Origin of the sequence: Streptomyces sp. NPDC060064 (genome assembly GCF_042736455.1) — a bacterium.
In the GTDB taxonomy this organism is placed as follows: domain Bacteria; phylum Actinomycetota; class Actinomycetes; order Streptomycetales; family Streptomycetaceae; genus Streptomyces.
In genome coordinates this window covers 109,257-127,419 of sequence record NZ_JBHWWF010000005.1, presented here as the reverse complement: position 1 = coordinate 127,419, position 18,163 = coordinate 109,257, and the positions used below count along the sequence as shown (strand labels likewise).

Below are 18,163 nucleotides of genomic sequence, written 5' to 3'. Positions count from 1 at the left end.
TCCGGCCGTCTGTTGGGCGCAGGAAGATCAGCCTGGCGCCGGGGAGATCACCGCACGGCGTTCATGACATCCTGTGACATCACAACTCGCCGGGACTGGATCGGCGGACGTCCGGGGGTTACGGGGAAGGTCGATGAGGCTCTGCTTCCTGGTGGAGGAGCACTACCGTCACGACGGCATGCCGATTGAGGTGATCCGTCAACTGACATCTTGGGGACACCAGGTGGACGTGCTGCGGCCGGGCGGTTCCCTGCTGCGCATGACCGAGACGGTGCAGGCGGGCACCCATGACGCTTGGGTTCTCAAGACCGTCTCCGGCGGCCCAGGGCTCACCTTGCTCGAAGCCGCCGCCGCGGCCGGGATGACGACAGTCAACGACGCCCGGTCGATACGAGGTGTACGGGACAAGGCACTGGCCGCGGCGATCGGTCGCAGCCGCGGGCTTCCGCTGCCACAGACCTACGCGGCGGCGCGGCCCGAGCTGCTGGCGGAAATACCGGCGTCGGAGTACCCGCTGGTGGTCAAGCCCGCCGACGGAAGCTCGGGGCGGGCCGTGTACCTGGTGTCGTCACCGGATCGACTCGCCGCGATGGTCCCCGAACTGGCGAGGGAGGGCATGCTCATCGCCCAGCCGTATGTGACCAACCCGGGCATCGACGTCAAGGTGTACTGCGTCGGCGGCGAGCTGTACGCGACCGAGCGCTGCTCCCCGCTCCACCCGGACCGCTCGGTGCGAGAACGCCGCGTTCCGCTGTCGGCCGAGGTGGCCGGGATAGTCGCCCAGGTCGGGGCGGTCTACGGCCTCGATCTGTACGGCGTGGACGTGCTGCTGGGACCCGACGGTCCTGTGGTCGTCGATGTGAACGATTTCCCGAGTTTCCGTCAGGTCCCTGACGCGGCGGCCCGGGTGGCACGAGCCGTGCTCGGGCTGGCCCGCACAGGCCAGGCGTCCGGCGCGGCCACGCTGCCCTCCCCCCGTCCGCCGGAACAGCGCAGCGAGGCCGCCGGGTCGTCGTTGACACCGCGCCCGCACCCTGAGCAGGTCCCGACTCCGGTGCAGGTTCCTGCGGCGGCGGCTGAGAGCGCATGAGGATTGGTCTGATCACGCCCGAGCCCGACCATCCGCTGCTGGCCGCCACCGCCGCCCTGCTCACCCCCGAGCATCGAGTGGAGACGCTGGACCCGAAAACGGTGGTCGACGTCCTCGAGCCGCTCGCCGACGTCTACCTGCTGAAGTCGCGTACGCCACGTGCCCTGGCCCTCGCCCGCGACCTGGAGCAGCGGGGCGCCCCAGTGGTGAACTCGGCTGCGGCGACCACTCTGTGCCAGGACCGTACGGCGATGGCGGAACAGGCCCGGCGGGCCGGCCTTCCGTTCGCCGCCACCCGCACCTTCACCGCGCTCGCTCAGCTGGCGTCCGGCCCACGGCTCCCCGGCCCGGTCGTGGTCAAGAGCCGCCACAGCCGAAAGCACGACCTGGTGGCCCGCATCGACAACGACGGACAACTGCGGGAGCTCGCGGCCGCATACCCACAGGAGCCGGTCGTGGTCCAGGAGTTCGCACCGAACAGCGGCTGGGACCACAAACTGTGGGTGGTCGGGGACCAGCTCTTCGCCGCCCTGCGCCGTTCCGAACTCTCGCCCGCAGGGCGGGCCTCCGCACGCCCGCTCGCCCTCGATGATCTGCCGCCCGGCTGGCCCGCCTTCGCGCGGCGGGTCGGCGAGGTCTTCGAACTCGACGTCTACGGCGTGGACGTCATCGACACGGGCGACGGCGCCCCGCTGATTGTGGACATCAACGCCTTCCCAGGAGTCCGGGGTCAGGCCGGTGCTCCGGAGGCCCTGGCGGCACTGACCCTGCGCAGAACGAAGCGGTCATCGACTGCCGGCACTCGGCGGGTGACCGGGGCGCGGGGCAAGTCGAGCGCGACTGCAGCCACTCCTGCTTCCTGACAGGCCGGCGTACTTGAAATACGAAGGAGTGACGCCGCTGATCGTCCTGTCGGCCAAGCAGCCGCCGGGTCGTGAGGACCGGTGGGTGAGGCCGGGACGGCGACCCGCTCGGCGCATTGTGCGGGACGTCCGGCGTGTCCAGGGGACATGGGCACGAGGCTCCGTCACTAATGGCAGGTGATCGGTTCACCCAGGCGTCGTGGGAGGCGGCGCGGCGGGGCCCTACCTTGCGAGGAACGCACATGAGGAAGCTGCTGCCCACACGGCTGCGTGTCTGCGGGAAGTCCGCCGGTCCCGCGCGCACCGGCCCTGCGCCCGCCGGACGGCGGGTCCTGCTGCCCGCCCTGCTGCTGGGCCTGACGGCATGGCTGACGCCCACCCCGCAGGCTGTCGCCGACCCGCAGTCGGGCCACGTCGCCGCCTCGCAGCGGACCATCAGGGCCTGGGGATGGAACCAGTACGGCCAGGTCGGTGACGGCACCACCACCGACCGCTTCACACCCGTCACCGTCCCCGGGCTCACCCGGGTCCGCGCCGCCGCGGGCGGCGTGCATCACAGCCTCGCCGCGCTCTCCGACGGCACCGTGAAGGCGTGGGGGCTCAATCTGACGGGGCAGCTCGGTGACGGCACCACGACCGACCGCCTCACACCCGTCACCGTCCCCGGGCTGTCGCACGTCCGAGCTGTGGCGGCGGGCCTACACCACAGCCTCGCCCTGCTGGATGACGGCACCGTGAAGGCCTGGGGCCGCAACTCGACCGGGCAGCTGGGCGACGGCACCACGACCGACCGCCTCACACCCGTCACCGTCCCCGGCCTCACCCGCGTCCGCGCCATCTCGGCCGGGGCGAACCACAACCTGGCCCTGCTCTCCGACGGCACCGTCAAGGCCTGGGGGTTCAACGACTCCGGTCAGGTCGGCGACGGCACCGAGACCGACCGCCTCACGCCCGTCACCGTCCCCGGCGTGACCCGGGTCCGCGCCGTAGCCGCCGGTGGGTATCACAGCCTCGCCCTGATCGCCCCCCGCGTGGGGTGCGGTTCCTGCACGGGAGGCACCGTCATCGCCTGGGGAAACAACGAGCTCGGCCAGCTCGGCAACGGGCCGCTGCGCGAGCGCGCCGGGAGGTCGGTGCCACCGGCCCAGGTCACCGGGCTCAAGAACGTGCGCGCGATCGGCGGCGGCTGGGCCCACAGCCTCGCCGTGCGGGCCGACGGCACGGCCAAGGCCTGGGGATGGAACGCCTACGGCCAGCTCGGCGACGGAACCCTCACCGACCGCAGGGCCCCTGTCACTGTCACCGGGCTCACCGGCGTCCGCACCATCGCCGGGGGAATGTTCCACAGCATCGCCCTGCTGCGGAACGGCACCGTCAAGGGCTGGGGGCACAACGCCGCTGGGCAGCTGGGCGACGGCACCGTCACCGATCACCAAACGCCCGTCCCGGTCACTGGCCTCACCAGCGTCCGCGCCGTCTGGACAGGCGGAGGTCACAGCATCGCCGTCTGAGCCCGCGCCCACACCAGCCGCTTCACTCCCCGCCAGGGAGGCGGCGCGGGAGCGAAGCGGCTGGTGTGGGGGCGTCCCCGCGTGTGCGGGGGACTCCTACGAGGCCCTGAGGCATTGCTGCCCGGGGCTGTGTGGGACCGCCCACCCGGTACAGACATCGCCGTCGTACAGCGTCCCTACCACTGCAACCCATACACGTCGCGTCTGGCGACAGCGGCTGACGTCAGAATGCTGCGAGCAAGTGCTGCCCGAGCGGCCGGATGGAGAGCCGACTGAGGCCGCCCACTGAAACCGCTCATGACCAACCCATCGACATCCGATTTCCAAATCCGCTGACATTTCGATGCCCAACGGCAATGAATCCCATATCGGGGTTGATCGCTGTTTCGGCTTGCCGTCACCGCAACGCATTCACATAACGGCGACTTGTGTACCGGGCGCCTCAAGCGGCAACTGACCTGCAGCGTTGCCCTTCAGAAGCAGATGCTTAGGCCGCCACCCATCTCCTGGTCAACTGAATTCCGCGCGCCGGTGCGGACTGGTGCCGGACTTTGCCTATCGGAGCCGCCGAAGATCTCGACAACGGGGGCGCCGGCAGCGGTCGGCTGCGACGCATACCCGAAATGCGCTCTTCGTATTCGCATGCAAGTCTGGTAGCAGCCCATCGTCCGACATCCGCTACAGGAGGCACGATCGTGGGCAAGAAACAGAGCCGGCAGAATCGCGGCGCCCGCACCGGCGGCCATGAGCGCAGCGCCACCGTGGAGGCGAAGGAGCAAGCGAAGACATCGGCCGCGCAGGAGACGGTGCGCCCGATCGCGGAGCCGGTCTCCCATAAGCAGCAGCGGAAGTTCGGCCACAACTGACACTCCGGCGATCTTTTGCCGTCAACGTCGGCAGGGTCAAGGTCCGCCCCTGGGCCCTACCGCGGCACCGAGTCCGGACCGAGCGCGTGGGACCAGCCACCGCCGCGCACCTGAAGCAGGGTTTCATGCCCCGCTTCCCTTCGACGTCCCGCCTCGCGAACACGGAGGGGGTACATGACGGGACGGGCGGATCAGCGCGTCGATCGCGCCGTGGGCTGCGCCGGTGCCTCCCATCATCGGACTGCCGTTGCCGGACGCACTGTTCAAAGACAGGATCACGCCCGATCCCTGCGCGGTCATCCGGCGGGCCGCGGCACGGGCGGTGATGGACTGGCAGGCGATGCCCTGCACGACCGGCCGTGTGGAGTCCTCGTCGACATCTCGGTAGCGGCACGCCGTGGAAGTCTCCACGCGGCACGAGGTTGAGGGAGATGTCGATCCTGGTCCCGCACGCTCGACGACCGAGGCCGCGTGAGCCTCGACGGCTGCTTCGTCACGGGCGTCGAGCACGTCGTACGCGGCACCGGTCTCGGCGGCGCCCGCCGCCTGACGCACTCACGGATGATCCACAGGAGCTGGACAGTTACTCGTCCGCGCCGGCCGTGAGCGATACGGGTCAGGTGCGTCCGTAGCGGTTGGTCTGGTCGGCGAACTCCCGCGCCATGTCGGCGCTGACTGTCGGTCGCGTACTGCCGATGGTCCTCAGATAGTCATCGGTGCTGGGATGGGCCCTGTCCCCGGTGTCCAGCGTGCGTTCGAACAGGGCCTGGGCGACCGTGCGGGCGGCCTGCGCAATGTCGGCGGGGGTGAACCCCTCGCTGGCCTCGGCCAGGACCGGAATGTCGGCCTCGGCTCCGGCCCTGGCGAGGTAGCTGGTCCACAGGGCGCACCTGGCCTCCTGGTCGGGTGGACCGACCGGGAGTACGTAGTCGAAGCGGCCGTGCCGGAGGAACGCCGGGTCCAGGGCGGCTACGTTGTTGGTGGCGCAGATCAGCAGTCTGTTGTCGCGGTCCCGGAACCGCACGATGGACTTGAGCAGTTCGTTGACCACTCCGACGGTAGCCGGGTCGGCGTTGCTTCGTGTGCCGGCCACCTCCTCGACCTCGTCGATGAAGACCAGGACGTGGTCGAGCTGGGCCAGCTCGTCGAACCGGCGGCTCAGGCTCGTGGCGAGACCTTCCTCCAGCGCGAGCCGGGACGGGAAGAGCTCGACGAAGGGCCACCCGAGACGACCGGCCACCGCACGGGCGAAGGTGCTCTTTCCGGTGCCGGGCGGGCCGAACAGCACCACGGCCCGGGGCGGTTCGACGCCGTGCTGGGACGCGAGTTCCGGATGTGCCAGCGGCAGGACCAGACGACGCTCGATGAGCCGCTTCTCCGCGGCCATCCCGGCCAGCTTGTTCCAGGCCCCGGTATCCGGCATGGCTGCTCCGAGAGAGGACAGCACCACCACGTCCTGGGCCGTCACCCCTTGGGACTTCTCGAAGTAGATCAGACCCTCGCGAGGTCTGAAGCCGGAATTGCGCAGTGCGGTGGCGGAGGCCTCATGGTCGGGAAGAACCGCACCGAAGGTTCTGCAGCCCATGCCCTGCAGCCGGTGTTCCAAGGCGGACAGCAGCGCGGAGCCCAGTCCGAGATTCCGCCATGCGGGGTGCAGACTGAGCCGCAGGACCCAGGCCCGGTCGCCCTCCAGCCGACTCACGGCCACTCCGACGAGGTGACCGTCGGCGACGGCGACGACGGTCGGATGAAGTGCCTGGAGCGCAGCGACGACATCGGAGAGCCGGAACACCGGCGGCAGCTCGGGGCTGGTCGCCTCGGTGTCCAGTCGGACGACCGCTTCCAGATCGTCCGGAGCGAAGTCCCTCACGTGCCAGCCGGCCACGCTTCGCCTCCAGTCGGCGTCGCCCCTCCTCCCATGATCGGCCCCCGCTCACGACCCCGCCTGTCCGGTGGACAGGAGCCAGCCGGACGCCGGGTGGCGTCGGGGCCGAGGAGGTCGTATACGGCTTGGGGGCCGTGGTTGCAGCGTCCGTCGGCACGTGTCGGCGGACCGCGACACCTCGTCGATCAGCGATCCAGATCGTCGGTCAGGCACCCAGAGTCTGGCAGGCGGGGCAGAGCTCGTAGCGGCCATCGTTCACCACGCTCCCCCAGCCGCGGCACTCGTCGCAGTCGCGAGCCAGGGCGATGTTCGCGCGGGGGGCAGGAGCGTTGGGGTGGGCTCCAGTGGTCATCAGGTCGTGTTCCTCGGGTAGAGGGCTATACATGGCAAAACTATGACATACGGTGCATATCTATGCAACGACTTTCCTGTGACTCGATACGCGTGGATCACATCGGTCTCGCGTCGACGGCAGCCCCGGCGGCGCGCCATGTCAGTACCGCTACCCAGGGTCCGCCGTGAAGTAGCCAGGGGGCGCTCGAAAGCCTCGGCGCCCACGTGGCCCGCAGATGCATTTCGGGCCTTCCAGGGGTGGCGGTAGCCGCCGACGGAAGGGCATCACATGCGTCACCCACGGCCCCTCCCGGGCTTGTCACAGGCGCCTAGGGTCGCCAGGTGCGCAGATGCTCGGCGACGCGGCCGGCGGTGCAGCGCGGGTCGTACAGGTCGCGAGCCAGGGCGGTGAGCTCCTCTCGGGTGGGAGCGACGGGGATGCCACTGGCCTCGAGGTACATGACGGCGACGGCGCAGGCGACCGTGAGGTTGGAGCGCTCCAGCCACCGGCAGCGGCCCAGCGTGTGGACCAGAGCAGCGGCGCGCGCGAAGGGGCCGCCGTAGACGGGTTGTTCCAGGAGCTCGGCGCGGTGGCGGGCGACCGCACTGATGGGCACGCCGAGGTCGTCAGGGGCGGGATCGCGGTGGCCGGCACGCTCGGCCACCTCCAGGACCCAGGACAGATCGACATGCAGGGACATGCTCACGCAGCGGCGCCCCGCGGACTGGTGGCGGTGGCGCACTGCGCGTCCATGCCGGCTTCCAGGTCGTCGAGAAAGGCACCGTGAGTGTCGATGAGGCGCTGGGCGGCAGCCATGCCTGCCGCCCGGGCACCGGAGGTGTCCTCGGCGATGAGACGCTCGATATACCGGTTGAAATCGAGGCCGCGGGCGGCTGCGGCGTCCTTTCCGGCGGCGAGCACGCCGGGCTCGAGTCGCACCTGCGTCTGCTTCTTCGCGCTGCTCATACAACCGAGGGTAGCAGGGTGGTAGCAGCCAAGGGGGCTGGATTGGACTGGCGATACACCTCGCGGGCGCGCATGCGGGTTCAGGCGTCTTCCGACGGCCAGGTCTGCAGAACCTGGTCCAGGCGGCGATAGGCGTCGTCGAACCAGGCGTCGGTCAGAACGACCGTGACTGTCACGGTGGTGAGCGACATCGAGCGGTCCGCGATGGTGACGTGGGCCCGCTCACCGTCCGGATCGAGCTCGATGAGCATCTCGGTCGTGCGCTTGCCCTCGAGCCACGCGACGTCGGCCCCGCCATCGAGCGCGTCCAGGACTCCCTGCCACTCCGTCAGGTCCTCCGGGAAGATCCACGTCGCGATGCTTCCGCGTACGAAAGCGGTGTCGACGATGATTTCTCCGACCAGCGCGTCGGTGCGGGGCGGGTCCTGGGCGGACTTCTTCCCGGTGATCCGTACGATCACGCTGGTGCCCTCGCCCTCCAGACTGATCAGATCGATCGGACCCTCGGACGCCATCGCTACTCCCACCCTCCCCGGTACTTGTGCCCGGCACCATAGCCGACGGCGCTGACCCCGTCTCACCGACGTTCGTTCCCGCTTTCCGTAGGCCGCACGGCGGATGGACTCATCGCCTTCGAACTCCGAGCCCAGGGCTCCTGCCACGGTGGACGCCGAGCCTGCCAACCAGGCCTCAGCCCTTGATCACTCCGCCGGATTCGCCTCCTCGGACAGCGCTGCGTCACCCATACGCTCGGCAGTCCTCCTGTACGCGAACCAGGGCATGAAGAACTGGGTGGTCGGTCCGACCGCCAGTGCGTACAGCACGGTGCCGACACCCACGCTCCCACCGAGCAGCCAGCCCACGGCGAGCACGGTGATCTCGATCAGGGTGCGGATGAACCGGATGGAACGCCCGGTTGCGGCGGACGCGCCGGTCATCAGCCCGTCCCGGGGCCCGGGTCCGAAGCGCGCGCCGACGTAGACGGCGACAGACAATCCGTTGAGGAGGACACCACCGACGAGCAGACCGACCCGGGCGGGAAATCCGAGGTGCTCGGGGATGAGCGAGAGACCGAGATCGGCTGAGTACGCCAGGACGATGATGTTGGCGACGGTGCCGAACTTCGGCCTCTGCTTGAGGGGGATCCACAACAGCAGCACGAGAACACCCACGACGGCGGTGATCGTGCCGAAGCTCTGGAAGGTGTGGTGCTCCAGGCCCTCGGACAGGACGGTCCAGGGGGTGACGCCCAGCGATGCCCGGACCATGACCGCGAGGCTGAATCCGTACAGGGCGAGGCCTATGAACAGTTGGGGCAGGCGTCGCAGCGGACGCTCGCCGAGAGGGACGTAGGTGAGTGGGGGCGGGGGCGGGCCCGTACGGGACCTGAGCGGAGTCGCGGTGCGATCCTCGTGACCGCCCTGGAGTTCGGGCTCGGAGCAGTCCGTGATGTCCTGGTGCATGCCTGGTTGCCTCCAAATGTGCTCGTGCGCCTTCAAGGCCAATGGGGCAACTCTGTAGAGTGATTGGCCCAGATAACATGGCCAATCTCGGGAGAATGGTGTGGCTGACACGAATCCGTTCCCGCTCGTGGGCAGGGTGGGCCGCACGGACCGGACCCTGGGGAGCCGAAAGCTTGCCGCGATGCTGCCCGACCCGGCGGGAACGAGGCCCGCCTACCGTCACCTGGCCCAGGCGATCAGCGCGCTGATCCTGGACGGACGCATCGCGTTGCACGTCAAACTCCCCGCCGAACGGGAACTGGCCGCCGCCCTCAACACCAGCAGGACCACCATCACCGCCATGTACGACCTGCTGCGTGAGAGCGGATACGCGCACAGCCGCCAGGGCTCCGGTACCTGGACGACCCTGCCCGAGGGCCGTACTCCCAGCGGCATTACACGGCTCCTCGGGCCCGAGGACACCGCGATCGACCTGGCCAGAGCCGCACCCGGACTGCCGGAGCAGACGCTCATCGATGCACTCGTCCAAGTCACCCCTCGGCTGGCCGAGCACGCGCACACTCCCGGCTACCACCCCTACGGCCTGCCGGAACTGCGCGCCGCCATCGCCGAGCGTTTCACCCAACGGGGCCTGACCACCGTGCCCGAACAGATCCTGGTGACCTCCGGCGCTCAGCACGCGCTCACGCTCGTCATAGGGCTGCTGTGCCGCCCTGGCGACCGGGTCATGGTCGAGAACCCGTCCTACCCGAACGCTCTGGAGGCCATGCGCCGCGCTCGGCTGCGCACCGTGTCGGTGCCCGTGACCGATACCGGCTGGGATATCGAGATCATCGAATCGACCTTCCGCCAGGTGGTGCCCCAACTGGCCTACCTGATCCCCGACTTCCACAATCCGACGGGCTGCCTCATGCCCGAGTACGAGCGCGTCCGCATCCTGAGCGCCGCGGGGCGCTCCGGCACCTGGCTGGTCGTCGACGAGACCCTGGCCGACCTCGCCCTCGACGTCCCCGCACCGCCGCCTTTCGCCGCCCACACCACGCCCGGTGGAACCGGGCAGGTCATCACCATCGGCTCGATGAGCAAGACGCACTGGGGCGGTCTGCGCATCGGCTGGCTGCGTGCCCCCGCGCGGCTGGTCACCGAACTTGCCGGCCAGCGAGTCGCCACCGATATGGGCGGCTCAGTCCTGGACCAACTCCTGGCCCTCGCCCTGCTGGCTCGGGCCGGGGAACTAATGCCGCCCCGCCTGGAACAGATGCGCCAGCAGCGCGCTGCTCTGGCCGCGGCCCTGGCCGAGCACATCCCGCAGTGGACCTGGCAACTGCCGCCAGGCGGTCTGTCGCTGTGGGTCGACCTGGGCGAGCCCGTCGCCTCGGCGCTGGCCGAGCGGGCGCTGGACAACGGGGTACGCATCGAGAGCGGCGCCTACTTCGCCACCGATCCGGGCATTTTCGAACAACGGCTCCGCATCCCCTACACCACGCCTGTAGAAACCCTGCGCGAGGCTGTACACCGCCTGGCCGCCGCCCTCGCCGATGGCCGCTCGCTCCCGTCCACCACCCGACGACCGCACTGGGTCGCCTGAGAGCGGCCCTGCCTGCCGTCGCTTCACCGTTCCTGGACAGTGGAACGACTCGCATGACGAGGTGGACGGTTGGACCAGCCTCATCACCGAGCCTCCGTGTAACGGTGTCGGCCTGGTGGAGACGCCCAACCTGATCATCAAGGCGCCGAAGGGCCATCAGCTCAAGGTGCGCTTGGCTGCTTACCACGGCTCCGAACTGGCCCACAAGGACATCGAAAAGCTCTAGCCAGATAGCGCGGCGACTCCAGATTGCCTGAGGTGGTCCGGTGTCGGCGCGCTACCGGGTGCGCTCGCCCCTGGACAGGTGCGGAACGATGGCTGCGATCGGCGTGGCAGTCCCCTGCTCGACGCGGCGCTCGGCTGATTGCCAGTTGGGCCATGGTGTACGAAGTGTCTGCCGACAGCAACGAGCAGCTGTCATGGTTGAGAGTAGGGTCCCCGCCGTGGCCGGCGGGCTAGGCAATGCTTCTTGGATCTCCTGACAGGGGTGGGGAGTTGGGGCCAGGCTGGCTGCATCCCCGACTCCAGCATGTCCGGCGGGGTGCCGGTCGGCACCTGCACTGCGCTCTCGCCCGGCCCGCGCCCGTACACGGACGACGAGGTGCGGGACTTGATCCGTGCGGCGGCCAGGCGGCCCGCCACGTCCGGCTCCGAGGGCCCGACCGACGTTGCAGTCCTACGGGCCGAGGCGATACCCGTCGAGGACGGGGTGCCGAGCGACGAGGCGCTGTTCTACCTGGTGGGTGACTCCCGGTTCGTACTGATCGGAGAGGCATCCGCGCGGGACGCTCTTGAGCCGATCAGCGAAGATCAGGGAAGATCAGGGAAGAGGAGCGCCGCGGGCAGTGAGCCAGAGTTCGTACCACTCCTCTCGGCTGAGGTCTGGTTCCTGCTGCGCGGCGTCACGGCAGGCGCGGATACGTTCAGGACGCACGCTTCCGATCACCGGCACGATCCCGGCCGGATGCCGCTGGAGCCACCACAGCAGAATCGTCTCCGGCGTCGTGCCTTTCTTGTCGGCCAATGACGTGATGAGCTGCGCGGTCGCGTACTCGTCCGGCGTCTGCTGCCGACCCGTGAAACGGCCCTGCGCGAGTGCCCCCCATGCCTGCAGGGAAATGCCGTTCTCCTGGCAGAATTCGAGCGTCCCGAACGGGAAGCCGATTCCAGCGGCTTCCGGGGTGTTCACGAGGACACCGGCTTCGAGCCAGTCCCGCCGCTGCAGGCTCATCTCCAGCTGATTGGCGACCAGCGGGACGTCGAGACGTGCCTGGAGAGGGGCCATCTGCACGGCGCCCATGTTCGACACACCGAACCGTCGCACAATGCCCTGCCGGTGCAGCGATGTCAGTGCCTCGGCGATCTCGTCCGGGTCTGCCAAGGGATCCGGCCGGTGCAGTAGCAGCACATCGATGACGTCAGTACGCAGACGAGCCAGGCTCTCCTCGACCCGCCGGGCGATGCTCTGCCCACGGAGGTCGTAGATGCCGGGCCGCTCGCCGTCTGCAAGACGGATACCGCACTTGGTCTGCACGACGATGCGCTCACGCAGTCCTGGGGTGCGGGCGAGAACCTCACCGAAGACTGCCTCACCCTTCCCGTGCCGGTAGATGTCGGCGTGGTCGAACGTGCTGATCCCGCAGTCCAGCGCCGCCTCGATTGCTGCCTCGGCATCTGCAATCTCCGGCGCGCCGTAGGGCTCGGTATCCCAACTGCCGCCGAGCCCCATGCACCCGTACAGCAGCCGCCCACCGCTCGTCCCCGCATTCGTCGTCACACCGTCACCTTACGACGCAGCATCAGCAGCAGCTGTCCACAGGCCGTCTGTAAGGCGCAAGCGGAACATAAGGCGCCCAATCCCGCCCCCTGAGGGTCAGTGGAGGCACAGCCGCGGCGAAGTCGGTCTGCTGGACGGGGGGCAGGCGGCCCTCAGTTCCCCGCGGAGAGAGCGGCTCGGTGCGGTCGGCACCGGGCCGACGCCCTGAGGCCTGCAGATGATGCAGACCTCAGGGCGCGGTGTGTCAGTGCTTCGTGACGGCGTCGAGTGCGTTGACGATGCCGTAGCCGTAGAAGCCGTTCACCCGCCTGTGGCCTTTGCAGGTCGAGTCTTCGATGCCGTTGCCGTCGGGGTCGTACAGTCCGGTCGGGCAACCGGGGTTGTCCGCCTGGGCCTTGAGCAGCGCCTGCAGAGCCTGCGGGCCGGCCCACGGGTGGGTGCTCTTGAGGAGTGCCGCGACACCGGCCACGTGCGGGCCGGCCATCGAGGTGCCCTGCAGGAAGGCGTACCCGTTGTTGGGCATGGTGGCCAGGATCCGGCCGTTCTTCGACGGGGTGTCCGGGATCTGGTACTTGTCGCCGCCCGGGGCCGCGACGTCGACGACGCCGAGTCCGTAGCTGGAGTAGTACGACTTCAGGTTCTGCACGCCGGTCGCCGAGACCGTGACGACACCCGGCAGCTGGGTGGGGATGTCGAAGCACTTGTGCGGGTCTACGGTCCGCGGGGCCGGGGTGGTGTCGTCGGGGCTGGATTCGTCGACGATCGCGTCGGAGTCGAGGTCGTGGTTCGAGTTGCCCGCGGACGCGACGTGCAGCGTGCCCTTGCTCTGTGCGTACAACGAGGCCCGGTTGACCGCGTCGACGATGGCCTTCTGGTCCGGGTCGTCGAGGCAGTTGTAGAGCCACGGGTCGATGTAGTAGCTGTTGTTGGTGATCTCGACGCCATGGTCGGCGGCGAAGACGAACGCGCAGACCACACTCTCCGGGAAGAAGAGGCTGGTCTTCGGGTCGCTCACCTTGATCGAGGAGACCTTGACGCCCGGAGCAACTCCGGCCACGCCGATGCCGTTGCGGGCGGCGGCTATCTCACCGGCGACGTGCGTGCCGTGGTAATCCTCCGCCGGGTCGTATGGACGCCAGGCACCCTCGCTGGTGTCCGCAACGCCGCCCACGCAGTTGGCGGACTGACGCTTGGAGAAGTTCGCGGCGAGGTCGGGGTGGGTGTCGTCCACACCCGTGTCGATCACGGCGACAGTGACGTTCCTGCTACCCGGGTTGACCTTGGCTGCCTTGTCCGCACCGATGGCGCGCAGGTCCCACTGGTCGGCCTCGAGCGGCTCGGTGCCATCGGTGGCGGCCGTACGGGCCTGGGCCTTGGCGCTGTCCACGTACTCCGGGGCGCCCATCTCGGTGGTGCTCGCAGGGGCGAGAGCGGCGGTACGCGTGGCACCCGCGCTCTGCACGCCCTTGACCGTGCGTATCTGCTTGGCGAAGTCGGGGTTCGCCGAGTGGACGACGATGACGCCGATCTTCTCGTAGGTGATGACAACGGTGCCGCCGGCTTCGGCTATCGCCTTCTCAACGGCCTTGATTTTGCCGTGGTTCGCCTTGGTGTTGACCACGTACGAGAGCTTGGGGCCGTCCGTGGTCGCTGTGGCAGGGGTGTCCTGCACGGCGGCCTGGGCGGAGGCGACGCCCGGCAGGAAGCCGAGCGACGCGGTCAGCGCCAGTCCGGCCGGTACCGCGAGGGCGGCACGCAGGCGTCTGGAGCGCAGATGAGCCATGGAGGTACTCCACATCATCAAAGGGCTGCCCGAATTGTGTACGCACGGGCGAGGTACGTGACGAAGCAAGCTAGCGTCGATCAAGCGTGCGTATCAATGGCCAACGGCAATAGGCTTCCTTACTTGTTTCCGACTCCCCGTAGACATTTCGCCCACCGTGCGATGCTGAAGATCGTTGCCGTCGGTGGCAGTGCGTCCCGGGCGACAGCCCGGCCAGGGCACGTCGGGGCCGGTCACCCCGTGGTTGCTGGTGCTTCCCGATCGCACCGGGTCGTCGGCCGGCTGCATCTCCAGCCCACACGATCAAGAGTCCTCGCGGACTGGGGTGTTGGTGAGAACCGTGACACCAGGGGCCAAATAGTTGGTCTTACGTTGGCCCCTGGTGTGGGGTACCGACTACGGGGTACCGACAACGGTCAACGGGCAGCCGGGTTCATGCGTAGGTCGCGAGGACCGCGCTCAGCGGACAGCCTCGGACTGGACCGTCCACGTGGTGTGAAACGTCATTCCTTGACAGCGAATGTCGGTGTCTTCCTTCAACTTCACGGCGTCAGCCAGCACGAATGGCAGGTTGGCCTGGCTGAGGTCAAGCGTGGGCAGCGTGCCCACGCCGGTTGTGGACAGTTCGATCTGATCGTGGCAGTACGTCATGTCGTCGGCGTTCGCAACGGTGTCGACAACGACGTCGCCGGCGGCGATGGAGATCAGCTTGGCCCTTACGTTGCTGTTCGGGTTGGTGAAAGTGAGGGTGACGTCTGCGGTTTCGCCGGGCAGCATCTTGCCGGTTTGCCCGCCGGTAACCGTGATGGGGGCGAAGGACTCGGCGGAGCCCGTCACGGCGTCCGATGTGCTCTGCTGGATGAACGCGGCGATGGCGAATCCGCCGATCCCGAGGATTGTGCCGACGACGGTGACGCCGAGCACGGTGCGGATTTTCGTGTTGAGGCGCATGGGGGTTCCTTTACATCGGGATGAAGCCTCGCGGCCGGCAAGCTGGAGGGGGGTACAGGTGCGCCGTTGGCTGCTGGCGTGGCGTGGGGATTGCGGGCCGCCCATGTGCCGGTAGTGCCGTTGACCGAAACGGTCGTCGTGGCTGTCAGGCCGGGCCTGACCACGGCTTCGCCCATTGCCGGTCCGGCGATGCCGAGGGCGGCAGCGACAACGATGGCGGTACGCATACCAGTGGAGCGCCGCAGGACCTGGAGTCTCAGGAGGTACCTCCGCGGCTCGGGTCCGCGTCTGGAGACGGCCGGTTCACGGCGCCATTCGTCAGCCCCAATGATCACGTGATGGGCAACGCCCGACCTGCACAATGGTCACGGATTGTCCGCCGGACACGCACCGCCATGGCGTCGTCGACGGCTTCAGCACCGGACGCCATTCTTTCCGGCTGTTCAAGGCTTCGTAGTACAGCTCGGCGACTTCGGACGGCTCCGCGACCACCTGGTTCAGGGCGTCGACAGCCAACATCCTGAGGCCGATGGGGAATTCCGGCATTGGGTCCGAGGGACCGTAGTGCGGGCAGGCCGGTTCGCCACCCGGACATGGTGCGACGACCAGGGCAGCCGCGGCCACGGCGCGCATGGCGTCGGAGGCGTCCAGTGAGTCCGCGGTGCCGGCTCGACGGCGAAGTCTGCGGCGTCCTCGTTTGTCGAGGGGGCCGATGCCCCAGGCGCCCATGGTGATCTCCTCCAGGAGTCCGCGGCGTCGGCGTGGTCAGGAGCGGCAGGCGATTCCTCCGCGAGTTCGCCCGCAGGCGGAGCGCCACCTCGCCGGTGCTGTGCGCTGCGGCCATCGAGGTGCCCGAGAGTGGGGCGAAAGCGGCGCTGTGATCGCGGGGCCCGACCCTGCCCTCGAACTCGGGTTTCGTCGAAGGACACGTCAACGGGATCAAGATGCTCAAGCGCCGGATGCTTGAGCCCACCGACCGAAAAAACGCCACAAAGCAGGCGTACGCTGGTCAGAACGCCGTATTGCACCGCGAGTGAACGCTGGAGGCGGCGCATGACCGACCCTCACGGCTTCCTCAAGATCCCCCGTCGGCCCGTCCCGCCGCGCCCCATCGAGGAACGGCTGAGCGACTGGAACGAGGTCTACGCGGGCCAGGCGCTGCTTCCGCTCGTGTCCGAACAGGCCGGGCGCTGCATGGACTGCGGCCTGCCGTTCTGCCACAGCGGCTGCCCGCTGGGGAATCTCATCCCCGAGTGGAACGCGTACGCGACGCAGGGCGACTGGCGAGCCGCGGCCGAGCGGCTGCACGCGACGAACAACTTCCCCGAGTTCACCGGGCGCCTGTGCCCGGCGCCGTGTGAGGACGCCTGTGTGCTGGCCATCAACGCCGATCCGGTGACGATCAAGAACGTCGAGCAGGCCATCGCCGACCAGATCTGGGAGCGCGGGTACGCGCCACCGCAGCCGCCCGAGCGGCTCAGCGGCAAGACCGTCGCCGTCATCGGCTCCGGGCCCGCGGGACTGGCAGCGGCCCAGCAGCTGACCCGGGCCGGCCACACGGTCGCGGTGTACGAGCGCGCGGACCGAGTCGGCGGACTGCTGCGCTACGGCATCCCCGCGTTCAAGCTGGAGAAACGGCACCTGGACCGCCGAATCGAGCAGATGCGGGCGGAGGGCACCAAGTTCCGCACGGAAGTGGACGTCGGCACCGATCTCGACGCCACCGAGCTCAGGAGGCGTCACGACGCGATCGTCGTCGCCGTCGGAGCCATGGAGCGCCGGGAGCTCCCCGTCCCCGGCCGCGAGCTGTACGGCATCCATCAGGCCATGGAATACCTGACCCTCGCCGACCGGGTCAGAGAAGGCGACTACGCCTCACCCCCCATCACCGCCGAGGGCAAGCATGTGGTGATAGTCGGTGGCGGGGACACCGGCTCGGACTGTCTGGGCACCGCCCTCCGCCAGGGCGCCGCCTCCGTGGTGCAGCTGGACATCAACCCGGAGCCCGGCGATGCCCGGCCGGACACCGACCCCTGGCCCACGTATCCGAAGGTCTACCGGATCTCCCATGCCCACGAAGAGGCCCGAGGGCGGGAGGGCACGGATCCGAGGGTCTTCTCCTCCGCCACCCTCCGCTTCGAAGGGGGCCCGGCCGGCCACGTGCACACGCTGCGCCTGACGGAAGTGGAACCCGAGGCCAGAAGGCCGCTGGCGGACACCGAGCGGGTGATCCCGGCGGAGCTGGTCCTGCTCGCCCTTGGCTTCTCCGGTCCCGAACGGGGCACCGGCCTGATGAAGCAGCTCGGGCTCACGCTGGACGAGCGCGGAAACTTCGCGCGGGACGCCGCCTTCGCGGCCCAGGCGGCCGAGACGCCCGAGACGGCGGAGACGGCGGAGACGGCCGTGCGGACGGTGCGGACCGTCCGCACCAAGACGGACGGGATCTTCGTCGCGGGCGACGCGGGACGCGGCCAGTCCCTTGTGGTGTGGGCCATCGCGGAGGGACGTGCCGCCGCGGCGGCCACGGACCGCTATCTGACCGGCTCCACCGTGCTCCCGGCCCCCATCACTGCAAAGGACCGGCCCCTGGCGGCGTGATGCCCGGGGCCGGCCGCTGCCCCGGCGGGCGCGGCCCGAACCTGCCGCGCATCCTCCCCCCTCGGCTGTAAAGTGACCGGTGTAACTCCTGTGTGACCCTGGCTGTCGAACCCGCTGGTGAGCGCAGGGAAATGGCCATCTGGGTCGTGACGGTGATGCGCATGGTCACGTGAACCAGTCCCGCAGTGCTCGGCCTCGACTGCGCCGCCGTGCAACTGGCGGTGGGTTTGGTCCGTACCTGTGCCAGGGCCCAGGGTCAGTGGCCCTGGGAGCAGCTACTGAAGGATCTCGTCACCGACCGGACCGACCGCTGATGGATCCACCCGCCCTCGCTAGCCGGCCATAGGGGCGGACGTGGCCGACGAGGTGCGCATCGGTCTGCTCGGTGGCTTGGACGTGGGGGGGGGGGGCCCCCCCCCCCCGGGGGGGCCCCAAGGTGTGTTGCACCCCCCCAACCGGTGACGCGCCAAAAAAACCAGTGAATTATA

18 protein-coding genes are annotated in these 18,163 nt (G+C 68.9%); 7 read left to right on the top strand and 11 right to left on the bottom strand.

Annotated elements, in window-relative coordinates:
- Positions 1-133 precede the first annotated feature (133 nt).
- The 4 genes from ACFWDI_RS08630 (at position 134) to ACFWDI_RS08615 (ending at position 4,330) form a co-directional block, all read left to right on the top strand.
- The gene (locus ACFWDI_RS08630) at positions 134-1,090 is read left to right on the top strand and encodes a RimK family alpha-L-glutamate ligase (protein WP_385302170.1); all 957 of its coding nucleotides are present in this window, start codon (positions 134-136) and stop codon (positions 1,088-1,090) included.
- Positions 1,087-1,953, top strand: coding sequence for a RimK family alpha-L-glutamate ligase (locus tag ACFWDI_RS08625; RefSeq protein ID WP_385302169.1), 867 nt, complete (start codon positions 1,087-1,089; stop codon positions 1,951-1,953). The genes ACFWDI_RS08630 and ACFWDI_RS08625 overlap by 4 nt, the downstream gene beginning before the upstream one ends.
- Positions 1,954-2,195: 242 nt before the next feature.
- The gene (locus tag ACFWDI_RS08620) at positions 2,196-3,464 is read left to right on the top strand and encodes an RCC1 domain-containing protein (RefSeq protein ID WP_385302167.1); all 1,269 of its coding nucleotides are present in this window, start codon (positions 2,196-2,198) and stop codon (positions 3,462-3,464) included.
- Between the two features lie 695 nt (positions 3,465-4,159).
- The gene (locus tag ACFWDI_RS08615) at positions 4,160-4,330 is read left to right on the top strand and encodes a hypothetical protein (RefSeq protein WP_385302165.1); all 171 of its coding nucleotides are present in this window, start codon (positions 4,160-4,162) and stop codon (positions 4,328-4,330) included.
- 123 nt (positions 4,331-4,453) lie between these two features.
- Here ACFWDI_RS08615 and ACFWDI_RS08610 read toward each other — a convergent pair whose 3' ends face one another.
- The 7 genes from ACFWDI_RS08610 to ACFWDI_RS08580 form a co-directional block, all read right to left on the bottom strand.
- Entirely contained in the window at positions 4,454-4,885 is a 432-nt protein-coding gene (locus tag ACFWDI_RS08610; protein ID WP_385302164.1) for a hypothetical protein, read from the bottom strand.
- Positions 4,886-4,946: 61 nt separating this feature from the next.
- Complete coding sequence (locus tag ACFWDI_RS08605) at positions 4,947-6,215, bottom strand: ATP-binding protein (protein ID WP_385302161.1); 1,269 nt, start codon at positions 6,213-6,215, stop codon at positions 4,947-4,949.
- A 205-nt stretch (positions 6,216-6,420) separates the two neighbouring features.
- The gene (locus tag ACFWDI_RS08600) at positions 6,421-6,567 is read right to left on the bottom strand and encodes a hypothetical protein (RefSeq protein WP_362686188.1); all 147 of its coding nucleotides are present in this window, start codon (positions 6,565-6,567) and stop codon (positions 6,421-6,423) included.
- Between the two features lie 310 nt (positions 6,568-6,877).
- Positions 6,878-7,249: a fic family toxin-antitoxin system, toxin component gene (locus ACFWDI_RS08595; protein ID WP_385302446.1), complete on the bottom strand. Its 372-nt coding sequence runs from the start codon at positions 7,247-7,249 to the stop codon at positions 6,878-6,880.
- Positions 7,250-7,251: 2 nt separating this feature from the next.
- Positions 7,252-7,515 carry a hypothetical protein gene (locus tag ACFWDI_RS08590; protein WP_385302159.1) on the bottom strand — a complete coding sequence of 88 codons (264 nt, stop codon included), beginning with the start codon at positions 7,513-7,515 and terminating at the stop codon, positions 7,252-7,254.
- 80 nt (positions 7,516-7,595) lie between these two features.
- Positions 7,596-8,030, bottom strand: coding sequence for a DUF5959 family protein (locus tag ACFWDI_RS08585; protein WP_385302157.1), 435 nt, complete (start codon positions 8,028-8,030; stop codon positions 7,596-7,598).
- A 186-nt stretch (positions 8,031-8,216) separates the two neighbouring features.
- Positions 8,217-8,978 carry a YitT family protein gene (locus tag ACFWDI_RS08580; protein ID WP_385302156.1) on the bottom strand — a complete coding sequence of 254 codons (762 nt, stop codon included), beginning with the start codon at positions 8,976-8,978 and terminating at the stop codon, positions 8,217-8,219.
- Positions 8,979-9,078: 100 nt separating this feature from the next.
- Here ACFWDI_RS08580 and ACFWDI_RS08575 point away from each other — a divergent pair, with 100 nt between their 5' ends.
- Together ACFWDI_RS08575 and ACFWDI_RS08570 are read left to right on the top strand one after the other, a co-directional pair.
- A complete protein-coding gene (locus ACFWDI_RS08575) occupies positions 9,079-10,566 on the top strand; it encodes a PLP-dependent aminotransferase family protein (protein ID WP_385302154.1) in 1,488 nt (495 codons plus the stop codon).
- 61 nt (positions 10,567-10,627) lie between these two features.
- Positions 10,628-10,792 (top strand): hypothetical protein, encoded by a 165-nt coding sequence (locus tag ACFWDI_RS08570; protein ID WP_385302153.1) that lies wholly within the window; start codon positions 10,628-10,630, stop codon positions 10,790-10,792.
- Positions 10,793-11,386: 594 nt separating this feature from the next.
- Here the strand turns inward: ACFWDI_RS08570 and ACFWDI_RS08565 are convergent.
- The 4 genes from ACFWDI_RS08565 to ACFWDI_RS08550 form a co-directional block, all read right to left on the bottom strand.
- Positions 11,387-12,343, bottom strand: a complete 957-nt coding sequence (locus ACFWDI_RS08565) for an aldo/keto reductase family oxidoreductase (protein WP_385302151.1) — start codon at positions 12,341-12,343, stop codon at positions 11,387-11,389.
- 244 nt (positions 12,344-12,587) lie between these two features.
- The gene (locus ACFWDI_RS08560; protein WP_385302149.1) at positions 12,588-14,126 is read right to left on the bottom strand and encodes a S8 family serine peptidase; all 1,539 of its coding nucleotides are present in this window, start codon (positions 14,124-14,126) and stop codon (positions 12,588-12,590) included.
- 459 nt (positions 14,127-14,585) lie between these two features.
- Positions 14,586-15,077, bottom strand: a complete 492-nt coding sequence (locus ACFWDI_RS08555; protein ID WP_385302148.1) for a hypothetical protein — start codon at positions 15,075-15,077, stop codon at positions 14,586-14,588.
- A 318-nt stretch (positions 15,078-15,395) separates the two neighbouring features.
- On the bottom strand, positions 15,396-15,806 hold the full coding sequence (locus ACFWDI_RS08550; protein WP_385302146.1) for a DUF4259 domain-containing protein: 411 nt from the start codon (positions 15,804-15,806) through the stop codon (positions 15,396-15,398).
- A gap of 324 nt (positions 15,807-16,130) precedes the next feature.
- Between ACFWDI_RS08550 and ACFWDI_RS08545 the strand changes: the two genes are divergently transcribed.
- A complete protein-coding gene (locus tag ACFWDI_RS08545; RefSeq protein ID WP_385302144.1) occupies positions 16,131-17,675 on the top strand; it encodes a glutamate synthase subunit beta in 1,545 nt (514 codons plus the stop codon).
- The last annotated feature ends 488 nt before the right edge of the window (positions 17,676-18,163 follow it).